Source organism: Amycolatopsis sp. Poz14, assembly GCF_006704225.1.
GTDB classification, from domain to species: Bacteria; Actinomycetota; Actinomycetes; order Mycobacteriales; family Pseudonocardiaceae; genus Amycolatopsis; species Amycolatopsis nivea.
Map to the genome: position 1 here is coordinate 405563 of NZ_JACLHD010000001.1, position 14852 is coordinate 420414.

General features: G+C 68.0%; 17 protein-coding genes. 9 read left to right on the plus strand and 8 right to left on the minus strand.

Going from position 1 to position 14852, the window contains the following annotated elements:
- Positions 1–20: 20 nt before the first annotated feature.
- Positions 21–1286, minus strand: a complete 1266-nt coding sequence (locus FKO37_RS02140; RefSeq protein ID WP_238603591.1) for a polysaccharide pyruvyl transferase family protein — start codon at positions 1284–1286, stop codon at positions 21–23.
- Positions 1287–1400: 114 nt separating this feature from the next.
- Between FKO37_RS02140 and FKO37_RS02145 the strand changes: the two genes are divergently transcribed.
- From FKO37_RS02145 to FKO37_RS02155, 3 genes are read left to right on the plus strand one after another with little or no spacing between them, the layout of a single operon-like run.
- A complete protein-coding gene (locus tag FKO37_RS02145; protein ID WP_134664093.1) occupies positions 1401–2354 on the plus strand; it encodes an ABC transporter permease in 954 nt (317 codons plus the stop codon).
- A 3-nt stretch (positions 2355–2357) separates the two neighbouring features.
- Complete coding sequence (locus FKO37_RS02150; RefSeq protein ID WP_037369048.1) at positions 2358–3173, plus strand: ABC transporter ATP-binding protein; 816 nt, start codon at positions 2358–2360, stop codon at positions 3171–3173.
- Positions 3173–4081: a glycosyltransferase gene (locus FKO37_RS02155; RefSeq protein ID WP_037807159.1), complete on the plus strand. Its 909-nt coding sequence runs from the start codon at positions 3173–3175 to the stop codon at positions 4079–4081. Before FKO37_RS02150 ends, FKO37_RS02155 begins: the two co-directional genes overlap by 1 nt.
- A 54-nt stretch (positions 4082–4135) precedes the next feature.
- Here FKO37_RS02155 and FKO37_RS02160 read toward each other — a convergent pair whose 3' ends face one another.
- From FKO37_RS02160 to FKO37_RS02170, 3 genes are read right to left on the minus strand one after another with little or no spacing between them, the layout of a single operon-like run.
- Positions 4136–5326 carry a hypothetical protein gene (locus FKO37_RS02160; protein ID WP_238603592.1) on the minus strand — a complete coding sequence of 397 codons (1191 nt, stop codon included), beginning with the start codon at positions 5324–5326 and terminating at the stop codon, positions 4136–4138.
- Positions 5323–5742: a hypothetical protein gene (locus FKO37_RS02165; protein ID WP_043837773.1), complete on the minus strand. Its 420-nt coding sequence runs from the start codon at positions 5740–5742 to the stop codon at positions 5323–5325. The genes FKO37_RS02160 and FKO37_RS02165 overlap by 4 nt, the downstream gene beginning before the upstream one ends.
- Before the next feature lie 32 nt (positions 5743–5774).
- Positions 5775–6542 (minus strand): ESX secretion-associated protein EspG, encoded by a 768-nt coding sequence (locus FKO37_RS02170; protein WP_238603593.1) that lies wholly within the window; start codon positions 6540–6542, stop codon positions 5775–5777.
- Between the two features lie 166 nt (positions 6543–6708).
- Between FKO37_RS02170 and FKO37_RS02175 the strand changes: the two genes are divergently transcribed.
- Positions 6709–6951 (plus strand): hypothetical protein, encoded by a 243-nt coding sequence (locus FKO37_RS02175; RefSeq protein ID WP_043838003.1) that lies wholly within the window; start codon positions 6709–6711, stop codon positions 6949–6951.
- On the opposite strand, the gene FKO37_RS02180 is transcribed toward FKO37_RS02175, so the two are convergent.
- The 3 genes from FKO37_RS02180 to FKO37_RS02190 form a co-directional block, all read right to left on the minus strand.
- Positions 6948–7946, minus strand: coding sequence for an acyl-CoA dehydrogenase family protein (locus FKO37_RS02180; RefSeq protein WP_238603594.1), 999 nt, complete (start codon positions 7944–7946; stop codon positions 6948–6950). The genes FKO37_RS02175 and FKO37_RS02180 overlap by 4 nt on opposite strands.
- A gap of 76 nt (positions 7947–8022) precedes the next feature.
- Positions 8023–9933, minus strand: coding sequence for a glycosyltransferase (locus tag FKO37_RS02185; RefSeq protein ID WP_238603595.1), 1911 nt, complete (start codon positions 9931–9933; stop codon positions 8023–8025).
- 5 nt (positions 9934–9938) lie between these two features.
- Positions 9939–10406: a GtrA family protein gene (locus FKO37_RS02190; protein WP_037807142.1), complete on the minus strand. Its 468-nt coding sequence runs from the start codon at positions 10404–10406 to the stop codon at positions 9939–9941.
- A 145-nt stretch (positions 10407–10551) separates the two neighbouring features.
- Here FKO37_RS02190 and FKO37_RS02195 point away from each other — a divergent pair, with 145 nt between their 5' ends.
- From FKO37_RS02195 to FKO37_RS02205, 3 genes are all read left to right on the plus strand, one after another.
- Positions 10552–11925 (plus strand): FAD-binding oxidoreductase, encoded by a 1374-nt coding sequence (locus tag FKO37_RS02195; RefSeq protein ID WP_134664099.1) that lies wholly within the window; start codon positions 10552–10554, stop codon positions 11923–11925.
- A complete protein-coding gene (locus tag FKO37_RS02200) occupies positions 11922–12677 on the plus strand; it encodes a decaprenylphospho-beta-D-erythro-pentofuranosid-2-ulose 2-reductase (RefSeq protein ID WP_238603596.1) in 756 nt (251 codons plus the stop codon). Before FKO37_RS02195 ends, FKO37_RS02200 begins: the two co-directional genes overlap by 4 nt.
- Positions 12678–12769: 92 nt before the next feature.
- A complete protein-coding gene (locus FKO37_RS02205) occupies positions 12770–13414 on the plus strand; it encodes a VC0807 family protein (RefSeq protein WP_238603597.1) in 645 nt (214 codons plus the stop codon).
- Here FKO37_RS02205 and FKO37_RS02210 read toward each other — a convergent pair.
- Positions 13411–13659, minus strand: a complete 249-nt coding sequence (locus tag FKO37_RS02210) for a helix-turn-helix domain-containing protein (RefSeq protein ID WP_134727947.1) — start codon at positions 13657–13659, stop codon at positions 13411–13413. The genes FKO37_RS02205 and FKO37_RS02210 overlap by 4 nt on opposite strands.
- Before the next feature lie 182 nt (positions 13660–13841).
- On the opposite strand from FKO37_RS02210, the gene FKO37_RS02215 reads away from it, so the two are divergent.
- Together FKO37_RS02215 and FKO37_RS02220 are read left to right on the plus strand one after the other, a co-directional pair.
- Complete coding sequence (locus tag FKO37_RS02215; protein WP_043837785.1) at positions 13842–14240, plus strand: hypothetical protein; 399 nt, start codon at positions 13842–13844, stop codon at positions 14238–14240.
- Positions 14237–14851, plus strand: a complete 615-nt coding sequence (locus FKO37_RS02220; protein WP_051172980.1) for a DUF3558 domain-containing protein — start codon at positions 14237–14239, stop codon at positions 14849–14851. Before FKO37_RS02215 ends, FKO37_RS02220 begins: the two co-directional genes overlap by 4 nt.
- Position 14852 lies beyond the last annotated feature (1 nt).

The following is a 14852-nucleotide window of genomic DNA, read 5'->3' on the forward strand; positions in this document are numbered from 1 at the left end:
GACGACGGCTTCCCGCCCGTTCAGTTGCGGATCCGCCGCGCCCACCGTCGCCGCTGAGCGGGCGGCTCCTCCGGCGCCAGCGGCTCGGGCTCCGGCTCCGGTTCGGGCTCCTCGGGGACCGGGCGGACCACCGGCGCGTAAACCTGCTCGGCGACCTTCCGCTTGCTGTTCTTGAAGTCAGCCAGCGTCTCTTCCGCGTAGCCGCCCGCGGTCGGGCGGTCCGGGACCTGGGAGAGATCTTCGAGCAGCGTCCAGTTCGAACCGAGCTCGGCGAGGGAGCGGTGCTTCGTGGCGTAATAGTCCGGGTGGATGCTCACCGCGACGCCGGAGGCCCCGGCCGCGGCCGCCAGCATGTGAATGTGGAATCGGGTGGAAATCCAGGTTTGTTCCGGCCCGACGGGAAGGCCATGCGTCCAAATGTGCGAAAACGGATAAAACCGCGCACCCGGCAATTCGCGTTCGAGCAACGAAAAGACTTCACGGTCGACTCGGGGCACGCCTTCGACGATGCCGATCTTCGCCGGGTCCGTCTTCCACGCGCGCAGCATGGACAGCACCGCGCCCGCCACCGCGCCGATGCCGACCTCGACCAGGTCGGATTGCAGGCACAGCATCACTTCGGGCAGGTCTTCTGCGTGGTCGTACCGCTCCGGCCCGATGGCGAGGAAGGCGTCGTCCAGTCCGACCGGGCGGCCCAGCAGATCCGCTGACGCACCGTCGCGGACCTCGACCACCTCGAACCGGTCGGCGAGCGCCTTCAGCAGCGGGACCGAGCCTTCGCAGGCCGGCTGCAAGCCCTGTCCGGTCATGGCCGCCCGGCCGCCGGACCGTTCGACCGCGGCGACCGCGCCTGCCAGCAGGCCGATCTGCTTGGGCCACAGTTTGTTGATGTATCCCCCGCCGACGACGTGCACGACGTCGGCCTTCGCCAGCAGTTCGATGCTGTGGTGCAGCCGCGGCATCATGCCCGGGTTGTGCACCGCGTCGCGCACCCAGGCGGCGGCGCGCCACGGATCGTCGTCCGGAGCTTCCCAGCACAGCCGCCACAAAGTGTCGGTGAACTTCGCCCGCGGGTGAATGCCGTCGAGCAGGACGCTCGCCGGCCCCGGCGAGTGAGTGTCCACCCACACGTCGGCGTCCGGAGCGGTCTCCGCGAGATAAGCCAGCCAGCCCGCGGTGATGAGCTCGTCGCCGTAGTTGGGGTGGCCCACAGGTGCGACCAGGTGATACTGCGCACGCGAAGAAACAGACTCCGGGTGCGAAGTGCTGATTTCGGGGACCGGCATTGGCTTATCGTAACGTCGCGCACACTCTGTCAGACAGCACGGGTGAGAAGGGACGAAGCGGCCGCGCGACGGGTCGAGCCTAGCCCGGCGCGCCCCATCGGTACCCTCGTCCACGTGCATGCCACCAGCACGGTTCACGCAGCCGAACCCGATGTCTCGACTCCGGTTCCACCGTCGTCGGACAGCAAGACGTTCGGGCGTGCGATCGACGACATCAAGACCGGTTTGGCCTCCCGCGAGCTGTGGACCCATCTCGGCTGGCAGGACATCAAGCAGCGGTACCGGCGGTCCATCATCGGGCCGTTCTGGATCACCATCAGCCAGGGTGTCATCGCGCTCGGTCTCGGCCTGCTGTACTCGCAGCTGTTCCGGACGCCGATCGAGGTGTTCCTGCCCTACCTCTCCACCGGCTTCATCATCTGGGGCTTCATCCAGGGCTGCCTCACCGAAGGCATGGAGACGTTCATCGCGAACGAGGGCCTGATCAAACAGGTCCCCGCGCCGCTCAGCGTGTACGTGCTGCGCACGATCTGGCGGCAGACGCTGCTGCTGGCGCACAACATGATCGTCTACGTCGTGCTGCTGATCATTTTCTTCTCGGCGCTCGATTCCCCGTATTCGCTGGGGTCGAAGGACGGCGTCTGCACTCCGGACAAGTACTGCCACCCGGGCCTGAGCTGGAACATTTTCCTCGCCATTCCCGGGTTCGTGCTGCTCGCCCTCACCGCGGGCTGGGCGGCGCTGCTGCTCGGCATCATCTCGACCCGGTTCCGCGACATTCCGCAGCTGATCAACTCGCTGATCCAGCTGATGTTCTACGGCACCCCGATCGTCTGGCCGGTCGACCAGCTGCTGTCCGGCGGCGCGCGGGACGGCGCGTCGTGGGCGTTGCCGATCATCAAGCTGAACCCGCTTTACCACTACATGCAGGTGGTGCGTTCGCCGCTCATCGGGCAGGCGGTGAGCTGGACCAGCTGGGTCGTGGTCGGCGGCATCACTGTCGTCGGATGGGCGCTCGCGCTCGTCGCTATGCGCAATTACCGGTCTCGCGTCTCGTATTGGGTGTGACAGATGGTCAGCATTGACGTCCACAACGCGTACGTGGACTTCCCGATTTTCGACGCGAAGACGCGTTCGATGAAAAAGCGCGTGCTCGGCAAGGTCGGCGGCAAGATCGGCACCGAGCAGAAGGTGCCGATCATCGAGGCGCTGCACGACGTGTCGGTCAGCCTCCGCGAGGGCGACCGGGTCGGTCTCGTCGGGCACAACGGCGCGGGCAAGTCCACGCTGCTGCGGCTGCTCGCCGGGATCTACGAGCCGACCCGCGGATCCTCGCGGATCGTCGGCAAGATCGCGCCGGTGTTCGACCTCGGCATCGGCATGGACCCGGAGATCTCCGGCGAGGAGAACATCATCATCCGCGGCCTGTTCCTCGGCATGAGCGCCAAGGAAATGGAGAAGCGGGTCGACGACATCGCGGAGTTCACCGAACTCGGCGACTACCTGCAGATGCCGCTGCGGACGTACTCCACCGGCATGCGGGTGCGGCTCGCGCTCGGCGTGGTGACCTCGATCGACCCGGAGATCCTGATCCTGGACGAGGGCATCGGCGCGGTCGACGCGGCGTTCCTCAACAAGGCCCGCGACCGGCTCAAGGACCTGGTCAAGCGGTCCGGCATCCTGGTGTTCGCGAGCCACTCCGACGAGTTCCTCTTCGAGCTGTGCGATTCGGCGATCTGGATGGACGAGGGACATCTGAAGAAGCAGGGTTCGCTGCGCGAGGTGCTCACCGAGTACAAGGGCCGCGACCCGTTCGAGAACATGAGCCAGGAAGGTCTCGAGCGCCTCGGCATCGAGCCCGCGACCACGACGAACGGCGGGGAATGATGGCCGGCGAGACGCGAGAGCTGCCCGAGGGCGCCGTCGTCGGCGTGGTGGTCACGCGGCACCGGCGCGAGCTGCTCGCGGACTCGCTGAAGATCATCGCCGCCCAGACCCGGCCGGTCGACCACCTCGTGGTGGTCGACAACGGCCCGGACAAGTCCGCGCGGGACGTCGTGGAGGCCTTCCCGCTGCCGTACACGTACCTCCCGTCGCACCGGAACCTCGGCGGCGCGGGCGGTTTCGCGCTCGGCATGCTGCACGCACTGTCGCTCGGCGCGGACTGGGTGTGGCTCGCCGACGACGACGGCCGCCCGGCGGACGAGCACGTGCTCGAAATCCTGCTGGAAGAAGCCGAAAAGCGCGGCCTCGCCGAGATTTCCCCAGTGGTGGCCAACATCGACGCCCCGGCGAAACTCGCGTTCCCGCTGCGCCGCGGCCTCACCTGGAAGCGCTCGTCGGCCGAACTGGGCACGGATTTCCTGCCGGGCATCGCGTCGTTGATGAACGGCGCGTTGTTCCGTGCGTCCACTTTGGACGTCACCGGGGTACCCGACCTGCGCCTGTTCTTCCGCGGCGACGAGGTGGAACTGCACCGCCGCCTGGTGCGGTCCGGCCTGCCGTTCGGCACGTCGCTGCGCACGACCTACCTGCACCCCGACGGCTCGGACGAATTCAAGCCGATGCTGGGCGGGAAATTCCACGCGCAGGACCCGGAGAACGAGGTCAAGCGGTATTACACGTACCGCAACCGCGGGTATTTGCTGTCGCAGCCGGGAATGCGGAAAATCGGGGCGCTGGAAGTGCTGCGCTTCGGGTTGTATTTCGTGGGCGTGAAGCGGGACCCGAAGGCCTTCGTGCAGTGGCTGAAGCTGGTGCGGCAGGGACGCGCGGAGAAGTTTTACCGGTACTGACCCCGGTCAGTCCGTTGTGGACGATGACTCCACCGTCCACAACGGACTCTCAGGCTATTCCCCGATCACCGGCGGCGCGGACCGATGTCCGCTGCCGAATACCTCGTCGTCCTCGATTTCCATGACGAACGCGGGCTGGTCGTTGCCGTCGTCGTACGGGCGGGCTCCGAAGCCCATGCCCGGGCGGGCTGGGGCGCCGCCCATTCCTCCGGCGGCTACGTCCGCTGCGCCCGCTCCGTCGCCGGGGCCGAACGAGCCGGCGCCGCCGCCGCGGCCGACCTTGGTTTCGTGTTCTTCGTCGGCGCCGAAACCTCCGCCGCCACCGCCCATCATGCCGCCCATCGGCATCGCGCCCATGCCCATTCCGGCCGCTCCGGCGTTGCCGCCGCCGGGGGACGCCTGGGCCGCGGGCGGTGCGTAACCGGCCGCGGTGGTCGCGCTGTCCGGCATCGGCTGGTGAACCGCACCGGTGAACTGGCTCGGGCCGCTCACGGTCGGCGCGCTCGTGTGCCCAGCCACTGCGGCACCGCCACCGGCAGCGGCAGCGGCACCCGAGGAGGCCGAACCAGCGTCGGCCACAGCCGGAGCCGGAGCGGGCGCAGGGGCAGGAGCGGGAGCGGGAGCGGCGTCGTGGTGCTCCGGACCAGTCGGCATCGCCACCGCAGCCCCGCCACCAGCGGCGACCCCGAACTTCGGCGGATGCGCGAAAGTCGGCTGCTTCGAACCCGACGAGTACAGCGACGAGTCGTACTTCGACATCGTCTCCGCGGCCTGCTCGTGCGCGGAACGGCTGTCCTGCTGCTTCTTCAGCGTCGCGTCGATCTCATTGCTCATTTCGAGCGGGCTCGCGTGCGACCATTTGTCGAATTCCTCGGACCAGTCGAACGGGACCGCGTCCGGCATCGAGTGCTTCGCCGCCTGCGCGGCCGACGCCTGTTCCTCGATGATCTGCGCGGCCAGCTTCGCGTTCTGGCCATTCGCTTCGGCCCATTCGGCAAGGCTCACGAAATACGCCTGCGCACCGGCCGCCGCCTCGCCGCTCCACGCGTGCGCGGCCTTCTTCACGGCCTCGCCCAGCTGCGTCGCGAACTCCTCGAACGCCTTCTGTACCTCGGTGTACGCGTGCGACACCGAGGAAACCTGCTCCACGTCGAGATTCGACTCGACGTACGACTTCAGCTGCTGGTGCGGGTGCCCGAGGTAGTCGGCGTCCGACGGCGCGAGCCCCGGCTGCGGCGTGCTCATTCGGTGCCCTTCACGGTGCGGTGGGAATCGATGGCCTGGTTCTCGTTCTCGGTGTAGACCCCGCCGGCGCGCGCGAGCGCCTCGTCGGCTTCCTTCAGGATCCGGCCGAACTGGTCCAGGACGTCCAGCGCCGACCCGGGCGCGTCGGCTCCGCTCTTGCGGTCGTGTTCGGCCACGGTGTGCCCGTACGGGTGGCTGCCGAGCTTCGGCGCGGTCGTCAGCGCCTGGGTCTGCGGCTTGAGCCGTTCCAGGCGCGTGACCATGTCGGTGAGCGCTTTGCGCAGGTCACCGAGTGCGTCGCCGTCGATGCTGAACCCGCCGGCTTTCGCGGTGCCGGCCAGCTTGTGCGTTTCGGCCGCGGCTTCGGCGATGCCCTTGGCGTTCAGCCCGCCTGCCGCCAGCGGATCAGTGCTCATGCGCCGGAGTTTACCGACGCGAGCCGCTCCGGTCAGGCGTTTGCCGAATAGCCTTCAAGCTGGGTGAACAGTTGTTGGGCCAGACGGGCATTGTCGGCGGGCGCGTAGGTGAGCCAGCGGTTGCCGTCGCTGGAATCGCGCGTGCTGAGCAGGTAGCGGCCGAGTTCGGTGTCGAACCACACGAGCGACGGCAGCGCCTTCTCGTGGCCGTTGCCGTCGCCCACGTACGGCGTGAACTCGCCGACCGCCAGCCGCGGCTTCTCGAAGATCCGCTGGACGGACCGCAGTTGCGGATTGTGCGTGCGCGGGCCGCTGACCCCCGCGAACGGGTCGTACGCGTCTCCCCGGACCGGCTGCTTCGCCGGCCGCGCGACGGTCACCGACTGCCCCGGCGCGGCGGGCGTGAGCGGCAGCAGGTCGACGATCGCCGGGACGATGCCGGTCGGGCGGACCTCCTCGAAGGTGAACATCCCATCCCGCTGGCAGACCAGCACCGCGAACGTGCCGTTGGACGCCACGCGCGCGAACAGCTGCTCGTCGCCGAGCTTGGCCGCCGCGGACACCGCGAGGCCGGGCCGGGCGAACGTGGCGAGCGCGATCTGGACGTCGTCGTCGACGGTCCCGCGCCGCAGCAGTCCGCGGCTGTCGAGGTCGCGGAAGACGGCGTCGCGCACCGCGGCGCGTTCCTCGCCGGTGATGCCGATGTGCGGCACCTCGAACGGCAGCGGCGCGCGGCCGAGCCCGAGTTCGGCCAGCAGGAGATCCACCGCTGCCGGTGACAGCGTCAACGTGTACGGCACGACCCACCCCTAAATCCGGTCTCTCCCCGGGCGAAACCGTAGTCCACTCCGCACCGTCGCGGCCATCGGCTCCGCGACCGGGGCGAGATCCGCTTCCGCTGTGAGCGGATCCGCTGTCGGCGAACCGCTCTTGCCGCCGATGATCACCCGCTGCTGCCATGGATTCATGGCAGATCCCAAACCAGCACTCGTCCTGCACCTCTCGGCCGGCGGGGAACCGTTGATCTTCCCGCTCACCGCCGACAGTTCCTCGACCGTTCAGGAAAAGCTCCCGGACCTCCTGAAACACGGCGGCGTCCACTCGTTGGAAACCCGGGACGGCAACACTGTTTCGGTAAATTTCGTCCACGTGGCCGCCGCTTATGTGGACGACCTGAGCCGAAAGGGCAAATTCGGCCTGTCCGTTTAGCGACGGGCGAGGGCGAGCAGTCCGGCGCGGATCTCCGGTCTGCTCGCGGCCACGAGCAGGAACGTCGCCTCGCGCACCAGCCGGCCGGCGTGCGCTCCGGCCAGCACTGCGCGGCTGCCCGTCGCCGCGGCGAGCGCGCCTGCCGACCGATACGCCAGTTCGGCACCGGCCGCGCGGGCCGCCGGGAGCGTGGCCGGATCGGCGAGCCCGGCGTTGAGCCGACGGCGGATTTCGTCCTGTTCGGACCGCAGTGCCGTCGCCGTTGCCTCCTCGCCCGCCGCCTCGATCAAGCAGGCGCAGCGTTCGGCGAGACCAAGCGGCGCACATCCGTTGAGCCGCGCGGCAAACGTATTGCCAGCCACGAATTTGTCGTAGCTGACCTGGGCGAAAACCGATTCGTCGGGAATGAAGTGGTTGTCGAGTTTCAGCCGCACGGTCGCGGTTCCCTGCGCGGCCATGAGCGTCAACGGCTCGGCGACCAGGCTGTGCCCGACTATCGGCGACACCAGCGCGTTGACCACCGTGTCGCCGTCGCGCCCCGACAACTGCAGCAGGTCGATCGCGTCCCAGCCGCTCACGAAGGGCGCTTCGCCGTCGAACCGGTAGCCGCCGTCGACGCGCTGGACCCGCACTTTCGGCGGCGTCGGAATCACGCCCGCGTACGCGACGCCCGCGCGCAGCCGTCCGCTGATCAGGTTCGGCAGATAGCGTTCGCGCAGGTCCGCCCGGTCCGTCGCGGCCAGCCCGGCGACGAGGCCGTGGTGCTGCAGCCAGGTGAACGCGGTGCTCAGGCAGCCGCCGGCCAGCGCTTCGAGCACCCCGACCAGCTGCTCGAGGTCGACCCCGGAATCCGGCGCGGCGAGACCGTAGAACCCCTCCTCGGCGAGCGCGTCGAAATGCGACCGCGGCACCACGCCTAGCCGGTCCACCTCAGCTGCCGCCGGAAACAACAGATCGTCGGCAAGAGCCCGCGCGCGGGAAACCAGGTCGGCCATGAAACCAAGCTACCCAAAAAGACAAAAAGGGCGTCCCGCTGAACGCGAGACGCCCTTTTCGGACCAGCTCAGGCAATCACAGCTCGTACAGCCGCTTCCAGTTCTCCCGCGAGGTGAGTTCCGGCATCGCGCGCTTGTACTGCTCCTGCACGCCGGCGCCTTCCTTGCGCAGCCGGTTGATCACCTTCGCGCCGCGCTTCGCGAGGTCGAACATCTTGACCTTGTCGTAGCTGCGCACGCGCACGCCTTCCTGCGACGCGTCGGTGACCACGGCGGTGTCGAACAGCGCGATGTGCCACCAGTGCGCCTCGTCGATCGGCACCGCGCCGAGCCCGAAGCGGCTGCGGCCGAGCACCTTGTCGAGGATGCGCTTGATCAGCACGAGCCGCTGCATGCTCGGCCGCGGCGCGCTGTTGATGATGCCGATGTCGTTGGACGCGATGCCCGGCACGTCAGTGGCCTTGTGCCGCTTGGTCTCCGGGTACGCGTCGCGGATCCGGCGGATCTCCTTCATCGCCTCGACGCCGCCGTCGCGCAGGATTTCCGGGCCCTCCAGGAAGTCCTCGACCGCCTTGATCAGCGTCGCGGACAGGCCGTACTGCATCCCGAGCAGGTAGCGCACCAGCTGCGCCATCAGCACGCGGGAGAGCAGGTTCAGGTTGAACGGCGAGTGCAGCGCGGCGGTGATGATCGAGTTGCGCAGGTTGAAGTACCGGTGCCACTCGTCCCAGTCCTTCCAGTGGAAGTCCGCGTGCCACACGCCGGCGCCCGGCAGGGTCACCGTGGGGAAGCCGTATTCGCGGGCCCGGTAGGAGTACTCCGCGTCGTCCCACTGGAAGAAGAACGGCAGCGGGTAGCCGATGGCCTTGACGACCTCGTACGGGATCAGGCACGACCACCAGCCGTTGTACCCGGCGTCGAGGCGGCGTTCCTGGCGGTTCGGGGCCCCGGTCTCCTCGTCGACGCCGAGCAGGTCGGCGGTGGACAGCGAGTGCTGCACCGGCTGCCCCGGCTCCAGCGTGTTCAGCCGGGCGTACTCGGCGCCGACGTGCAGCTGGTTCGGGTGCAGCAGGTTGAGCATCTGGCCGCCGACGATGATCGGGTTGGCCGAGCGGTTGGAGAAGGCCGTGACGCGCACGACGAGGTCCGGCTCGAGCAGCACGTCGTCGTCCATGAACAGCACGTTCGCGTGCTCGGTCGCGGTGTGCCCGGCGACCTCGTACAGGCCGCGGGTGAAGCCGCCGGCCCCGCCGAGGTTCGGCTGCTTGATGTAGTGCAGCTTCTCGCCGAGGTCCTTCGCGACCTGCTCGAAGCCTTCGCGCGATTCGACCAGGTCGGTGCCCTGGTCGGCGACGTAGATGGCGTCGAGGGTGTCGAGCGAGGACACGTCCGCGGCGAGCGCCTGGAGGTTCTTCAGGCAGTCGTCGGCGCGGTTCATGGTGCAGATGGTGACCGCGGTGGGGCGGATCGACTCCGGCGCGTCGACGGTCCAGCGGACCTGCTCGACCCGCAGCGTCTGGCCGCCCTCGGTCTCGAGGTCGAGCCACAGCGCGCCGCCGTCGTAGAACTTGTCCAGCTTGCCGGTGAGCTCGACCTTGGCGCCCTTCGCGCCGGCCACCTGCTTGGCGTCGACCACGCGCGGGTCGCCGAGCATGTCGGACGCGCCGAGCGACAGCAGCCCGTCGCCGGTGACGACGGCTTCCAGCTTCACCTCGGTCGCGGTGGTCCAGCGCTGCCAGTAGCTGGCCGGGAAGCGGCCGAAGTAGGTGTTTCCGGTGACCTTCGCGGACGGCTCGAGCGTCACGCTGCCGCGCTCGCGCTGGGCGTTGCCCTGCACGACCTCGGCGTACATGTCCTTGCTGACGATCGGAGCCGGCCCGGCGTACAGCCCGCGCTGGGCCGTGAGCCTGCCTTCGGGGGCGTGTTCGGCGAACCGCGTCTGGCCTGCGGGGGCCGCCTCCGCGACCGGGGCTGCTTTACCGGGCATCGAACTCAGTTCTCCTTTACCGGCCGTACACGGAACACGACCCACTTGAGCATCACGAAATTGATCACGGTGGCCGTCCCCTGGGACACGACCCAGGCGAGGGTGGCCTTCCACGCCATCTCCGGCAGGACGTTCAGCATGAGCCGATTCACGCCGATCGTCACGAAGAAGGTCACCGCGTACAGCAGAACGAACCCGCCGATCTGGGCGTTCCCGTCGCGCTTGCCCTCGGCGAAGGTGAACCGCCGGTTCAGGAAGAACGCGGTCGTCGTGCCCACGACGAAGCTGATCGCGCGAGCGACGTCCGCCCACGGGGCCCCGTCCATGCCGACCGCTCGCAGCAGCGAGTACGTGCCCAGGTCGAGCAGGGCGCAGAAGCCGCCGATCACGCCGAACCGGATCAGCTGGCCCAGCAGACCGGGGCCCGCGGGCACCGGCTGCGCTTGGTCACTCTGCGGTTCTGTAGCCACCACTTGGAATACCTTCTCGGCCTATTGCGTCAGTGTCCGTATTACCCACTTCGACGCTCGGACGCTTGTGCCTTGATGCGCAAAGTGTAGAAGCGAGCACTTCAGGGTCACGTTCCGGGCGGTGTTCGGCGTGGCTACCCTGGTCCGCGTGACCCAAGCACCCGAGACACAGCGCCGCACGCTCACCGGCTGGGGCCGCACCGCTGGCACCGTCGCCGACGTGCTGAGCACCCGCGACGTCGACGCGATCGCCCGCGCCGTCGCCTCCGCAGGCCCGCGCGGGGTCATCGCTCGCGGGCTCGGCCGCTCCTACGGCGACCCGGCGCAGAACGCGGGCGGCCTGGTCGTCGACATGACCGTGCTCGACCGCATCCACTCGATCGACCCGGACTCCGGCCTCGTCGACCTCGACGCGGGCGTCAGCCTCGACAAGCTGATGCGCGAGGCGCTGCCGTACGGCCTGTGGGTCCCGGTCCTGCCGGGCACCCGCCAGGTGACCATCGGCGGCGCGATCGCCAACGACATCCACGGCAAGAACCACCACTCGGCGGGCAGCTTCGGCAACCACGTCGTGTCGATGGACCTGCTCACCGCCGACGGATCTGTGCGCACGCTCACCCCGGAAGGCCCGGATTCGGAGCTGTTCTGGGCGACCGTGGCGGGAATCGGGCTCACCGGGATCATCGTCCGCGCCACGGTGCGGATGAAGAAGACGGAAACGGCGTACTTCTACGTGGACGCCGACCGCACCTCGAACCTCGACGAGACCCTCGGGCTCTTCACCGATGGTTCAGACCTCAATTACGACTACTCGATGTCGGTGCCGGACTTGATCTCGTCCGACAGCCGCCTCGGCCGCGCCACGTTCTCGCGCGGTTCGCTCGCGAAGCTCGACCAGCTGCCGCCGAAGTTGCGCAGCAACCCGTTGAAGTTCGACGCGCCGCAGCTGCTGACGTTGCCGGACGTGTTCCCCAACGGGCTCGGCAACAAGCTCACCTTCGGCTTGATCAACGAGCTGTGGCAGAAAACCGTGCCCAAGAAGGGCGCGCGCGGCAAGATCCAGAACCTGACGCAGTTCTACCACCCCCTCGACATGCTGAGCGAGTGGAACCGCGCGTACGGCAGCAAGGGTTTCCTGCAGTACCAGTTCTCCGTGCCGTTCGGCGCGGAAGACCAGCTCAAGGGCATCTGCCGGGCCATCTCGCGGTCCGGGCACTACTCGTTCCTGAACGTGTTCAAGCGCATGGGCGACTCGAACCCGGCTCCGATGTCCTGGCCCGCGCCGGGCTGGATGCTGAGCGTCGACTTCCCGATCAAGAACGGGCTCAGCCGGTTCTGCGAGGAAATGGACGAGATGGTCCTGGACGCGAACGGCCGCCTGTACACCGCGAAGGACTCGCGCACCTCGCCCGAGACGTTCGCGAAGATGTACCCGCGGCTGGAGGAGTGGCGCAAGGTGCGCGCTTCCGTTGACCCCGAAGGCGTTTTCGCCTCTGACATGAGCCGGAGGCTCGCACTGTGATCGACGCGGTCGGTAACCCCCAGTCCCTGCTGCTGCTCGGCGGCACGTCCGACATCGCGCTGGCGATCGCGGAGAAGTACCTCGCGGAGAAGCCGCTGCGGGTCGTGCTGGCCGGCCGTCCTTCGCCGCGGCTGGAGGAAGCCGCGCAGCGCTTGAAGGATCGCGGCGCCGAAGTGTCCACTGTGGCCTTTGACGCCAAGGACCTCGCGTCCCACCCGAAGGTGCTGGACGAGGCGTTCGCCAGCGGCGACATCGACGTCACGGTGGTCGCGTTCGGCCTGCTCGGCGAGGCCGAGGAGCTGTGGCAGGACCACGGCAAGGCGGTCGAGCTGGCGACGGTCAACTACACCGCCGCGGTGTCGGTCGGCGTGGCGCTGTCGGAGAAGCTCAAGACGCAGGGCCACGGCAAGGTCATCGCGCTGTCGTCGGTGGCGGGCGAGCGGGTCCGCCGGTCGAACTTCGTGTACGGCTCGAGCAAGGCCGGTTTCGACGGCTTCTACCTCGGTCTCGGCGAGGCGCTCGCGCCGCACGGCGTGCAGGTGACCGTCGTCCGGTCGGGCCAGGTCAAGACCAAGATGACCGCCGGGATGAAGGACGCTCCGCTGACCCGGACCGCCGAGCAGGTCGCCGACGTCGCGGTCGAGGCCGCGCGCAAGGGCAAGGACCTCGTGTGGTCGCCGTCGGAGTTCCGGCTGGTGATGTCGATCCTGCGGCACGTGCCGCGGCCGATCTTCCGCAAGCTGCCGGTCTGATGTTCTCCCGGCCCGGCCTCCACCGAACGGTGGATGCCGGGCTGACCGGCTCGACGATGTCCTGAGGCGCCCGCCGCGCCGAAACTCGGGACATGGGGAACGAATTCCGCTCGTCGCTGGCCGCGCTGCTGATCGACCTCGGCGCGCCAGTCGGCGGCTATTACCTGCTCCGGGCCTTCGCCGTCCCGCCCGTGTGGGCGCTGCTGCTGAGCGGTCTGCCGCCCGCGCTGCGGGTGCTGTACACGCTGGTCACCCGGCGTCGCGTGGACGGAATCGGCCTGCTCGTCCTGATGTTCCTGGCGGTCGGCCTGGCCACCACGCTGATGACTGGCGACGCCCGGCTGATGCTGGTGCGCGGAGCCTGGTTCAGCACGCTGGCGGGCGTCTGGCTGCTCGCGAGCCTGGTCGTCGGCCAGTACCCGACGACTTACCAGGCGGCCCGCGCGCTGCTGCCCGGCCGAGGCTCCCGGCTGGACGCGGCGTGGGAGGCCCGTCCGTCTTTCCGCCGGGTGTGGCGGACGCTGACCGTGGTGTGGGGCGTCGGCAGTCTGGTCCACAGTGGACTGAGCGTCGGGATGGCGTACTCCCTGCCGGTCGACGACGTCCCCGCACTCGATGCCGGGCTGTCAGTCGCGTTTTTCGTTGGACTGCAGGTGATCACGCAGATTCTGCTGCTCCGGGAAGGCACCTTTCGACAGGTGATGCGGCCGTCCACAGTGGACTCTGCCCAGGGTTAATCCGGGTCTGGCGGCGGACGCAACCCGTCGACGAGCTTCGCCGGATTCACCCCGAGCCCGTCGGCGAACTTGAGCAGGTTGTGCAGGTTGATGTTGCGCAGGCCGCGCTCGACCTGGCTGACGAACGTCCAGTGCACCCCAGCCGCCTCGGCCAACTGCTCCTGATTGAGGCCAGCCTTGTGCCGGAACTCGCGCACGCGCTCGCCGATAATGCGCGCGGCAGCGGAGATCGGAGGCTTGGCCATGGTCGACTAATCACACACGTCTAGCGCCAGCAAAACCAGAGCACAAATGACTAGAGCAGTTATGTCTATAGCGTTTATGTCTAGTCGTCGAGCACCTTTCAGAATCGAGTCCACCGCGGGTGATTGATCGGCTACCGTGCTACCTGTAACCAATTGCCGACACCAGCGTCGAGGGGGCACAGGTGTGGGAGGACACGGCGTTCATCGTCGCGAGCGGGCAGGCCAAGACGACCGCGCCGGACGGCTTCGTCCTGGAACCCGATGAGGCGAAACAGCTGCTCAGCAAGCTGAGGGCGGTGCGCGGGAAGCTGTGGACGATGCAGCGGAAGGCAGTCAACCTGTGTGGAATGCAGGCTCCGGCACAGGATCCGTCGACAGTCGCCGCGCATGTGGCAATGGTCGGTGACGGGGCCGGAAAAATGGGAGCCTACTCATACGGCGGGGGCCACATCGATCTACAACTCGCCTACGTCAATGAATTCATCCAGCGCATCGCGGAGGCGCTCGGCATGACAGAATCCAGCGATCAGCAGCAAGCTGGCCATCTCGACAATTTCGCTAACCGGGGAACCACGGAATGAAACTCCGCACGACCATCGTCCTGCTCAGTTCCGCCTTCCTGCTCGCTGCCTGTTCGGGCACCACCGGTGGACACCCGACTCCGGTGGCGAGCAGCAGCTCGCTGCCGGGCAACGAGGTACCTCCCTACGGCGGTGCTCCGAAGGTCGAGAACCCGCTTCCCGACTCCGTGCTCTCCGGAAGCGCATGTGACGCGCTCAGCCCGCAACAGGTCCACTACAACTTCGGCACCGACCTCGTCGGTCAACCCGAGGACGGGCCTCTCGGCCCTAAATGCACCTGGTCTGGCCCCAACGGCGGGTCCATGCTGACGATCTTCTACACAACCAAGCAAAAAGAAGGCTTGAGCATCATCTACAAGCAGGTCAAGCCGCAAATGAAACGCTTCGACGTACTTCCGCCCATCCAGGGATACCCCGCGGTGGCGTACGACCTGAAGCCGGGCCCGAAGAACGACGGGTGCCAGATCGCAGTGGGGCTCTCCGACACTCTCGAATTCGAGGTCGGACTCGACCTCGGCGACTTCAATCGCGGCAAGACCGACGCCTGCGGCCTCGCGGCCGACGTCACCGGGGACGTGGTCACCACGCTCAAGAAGAAAGCGGGGCGGTGAC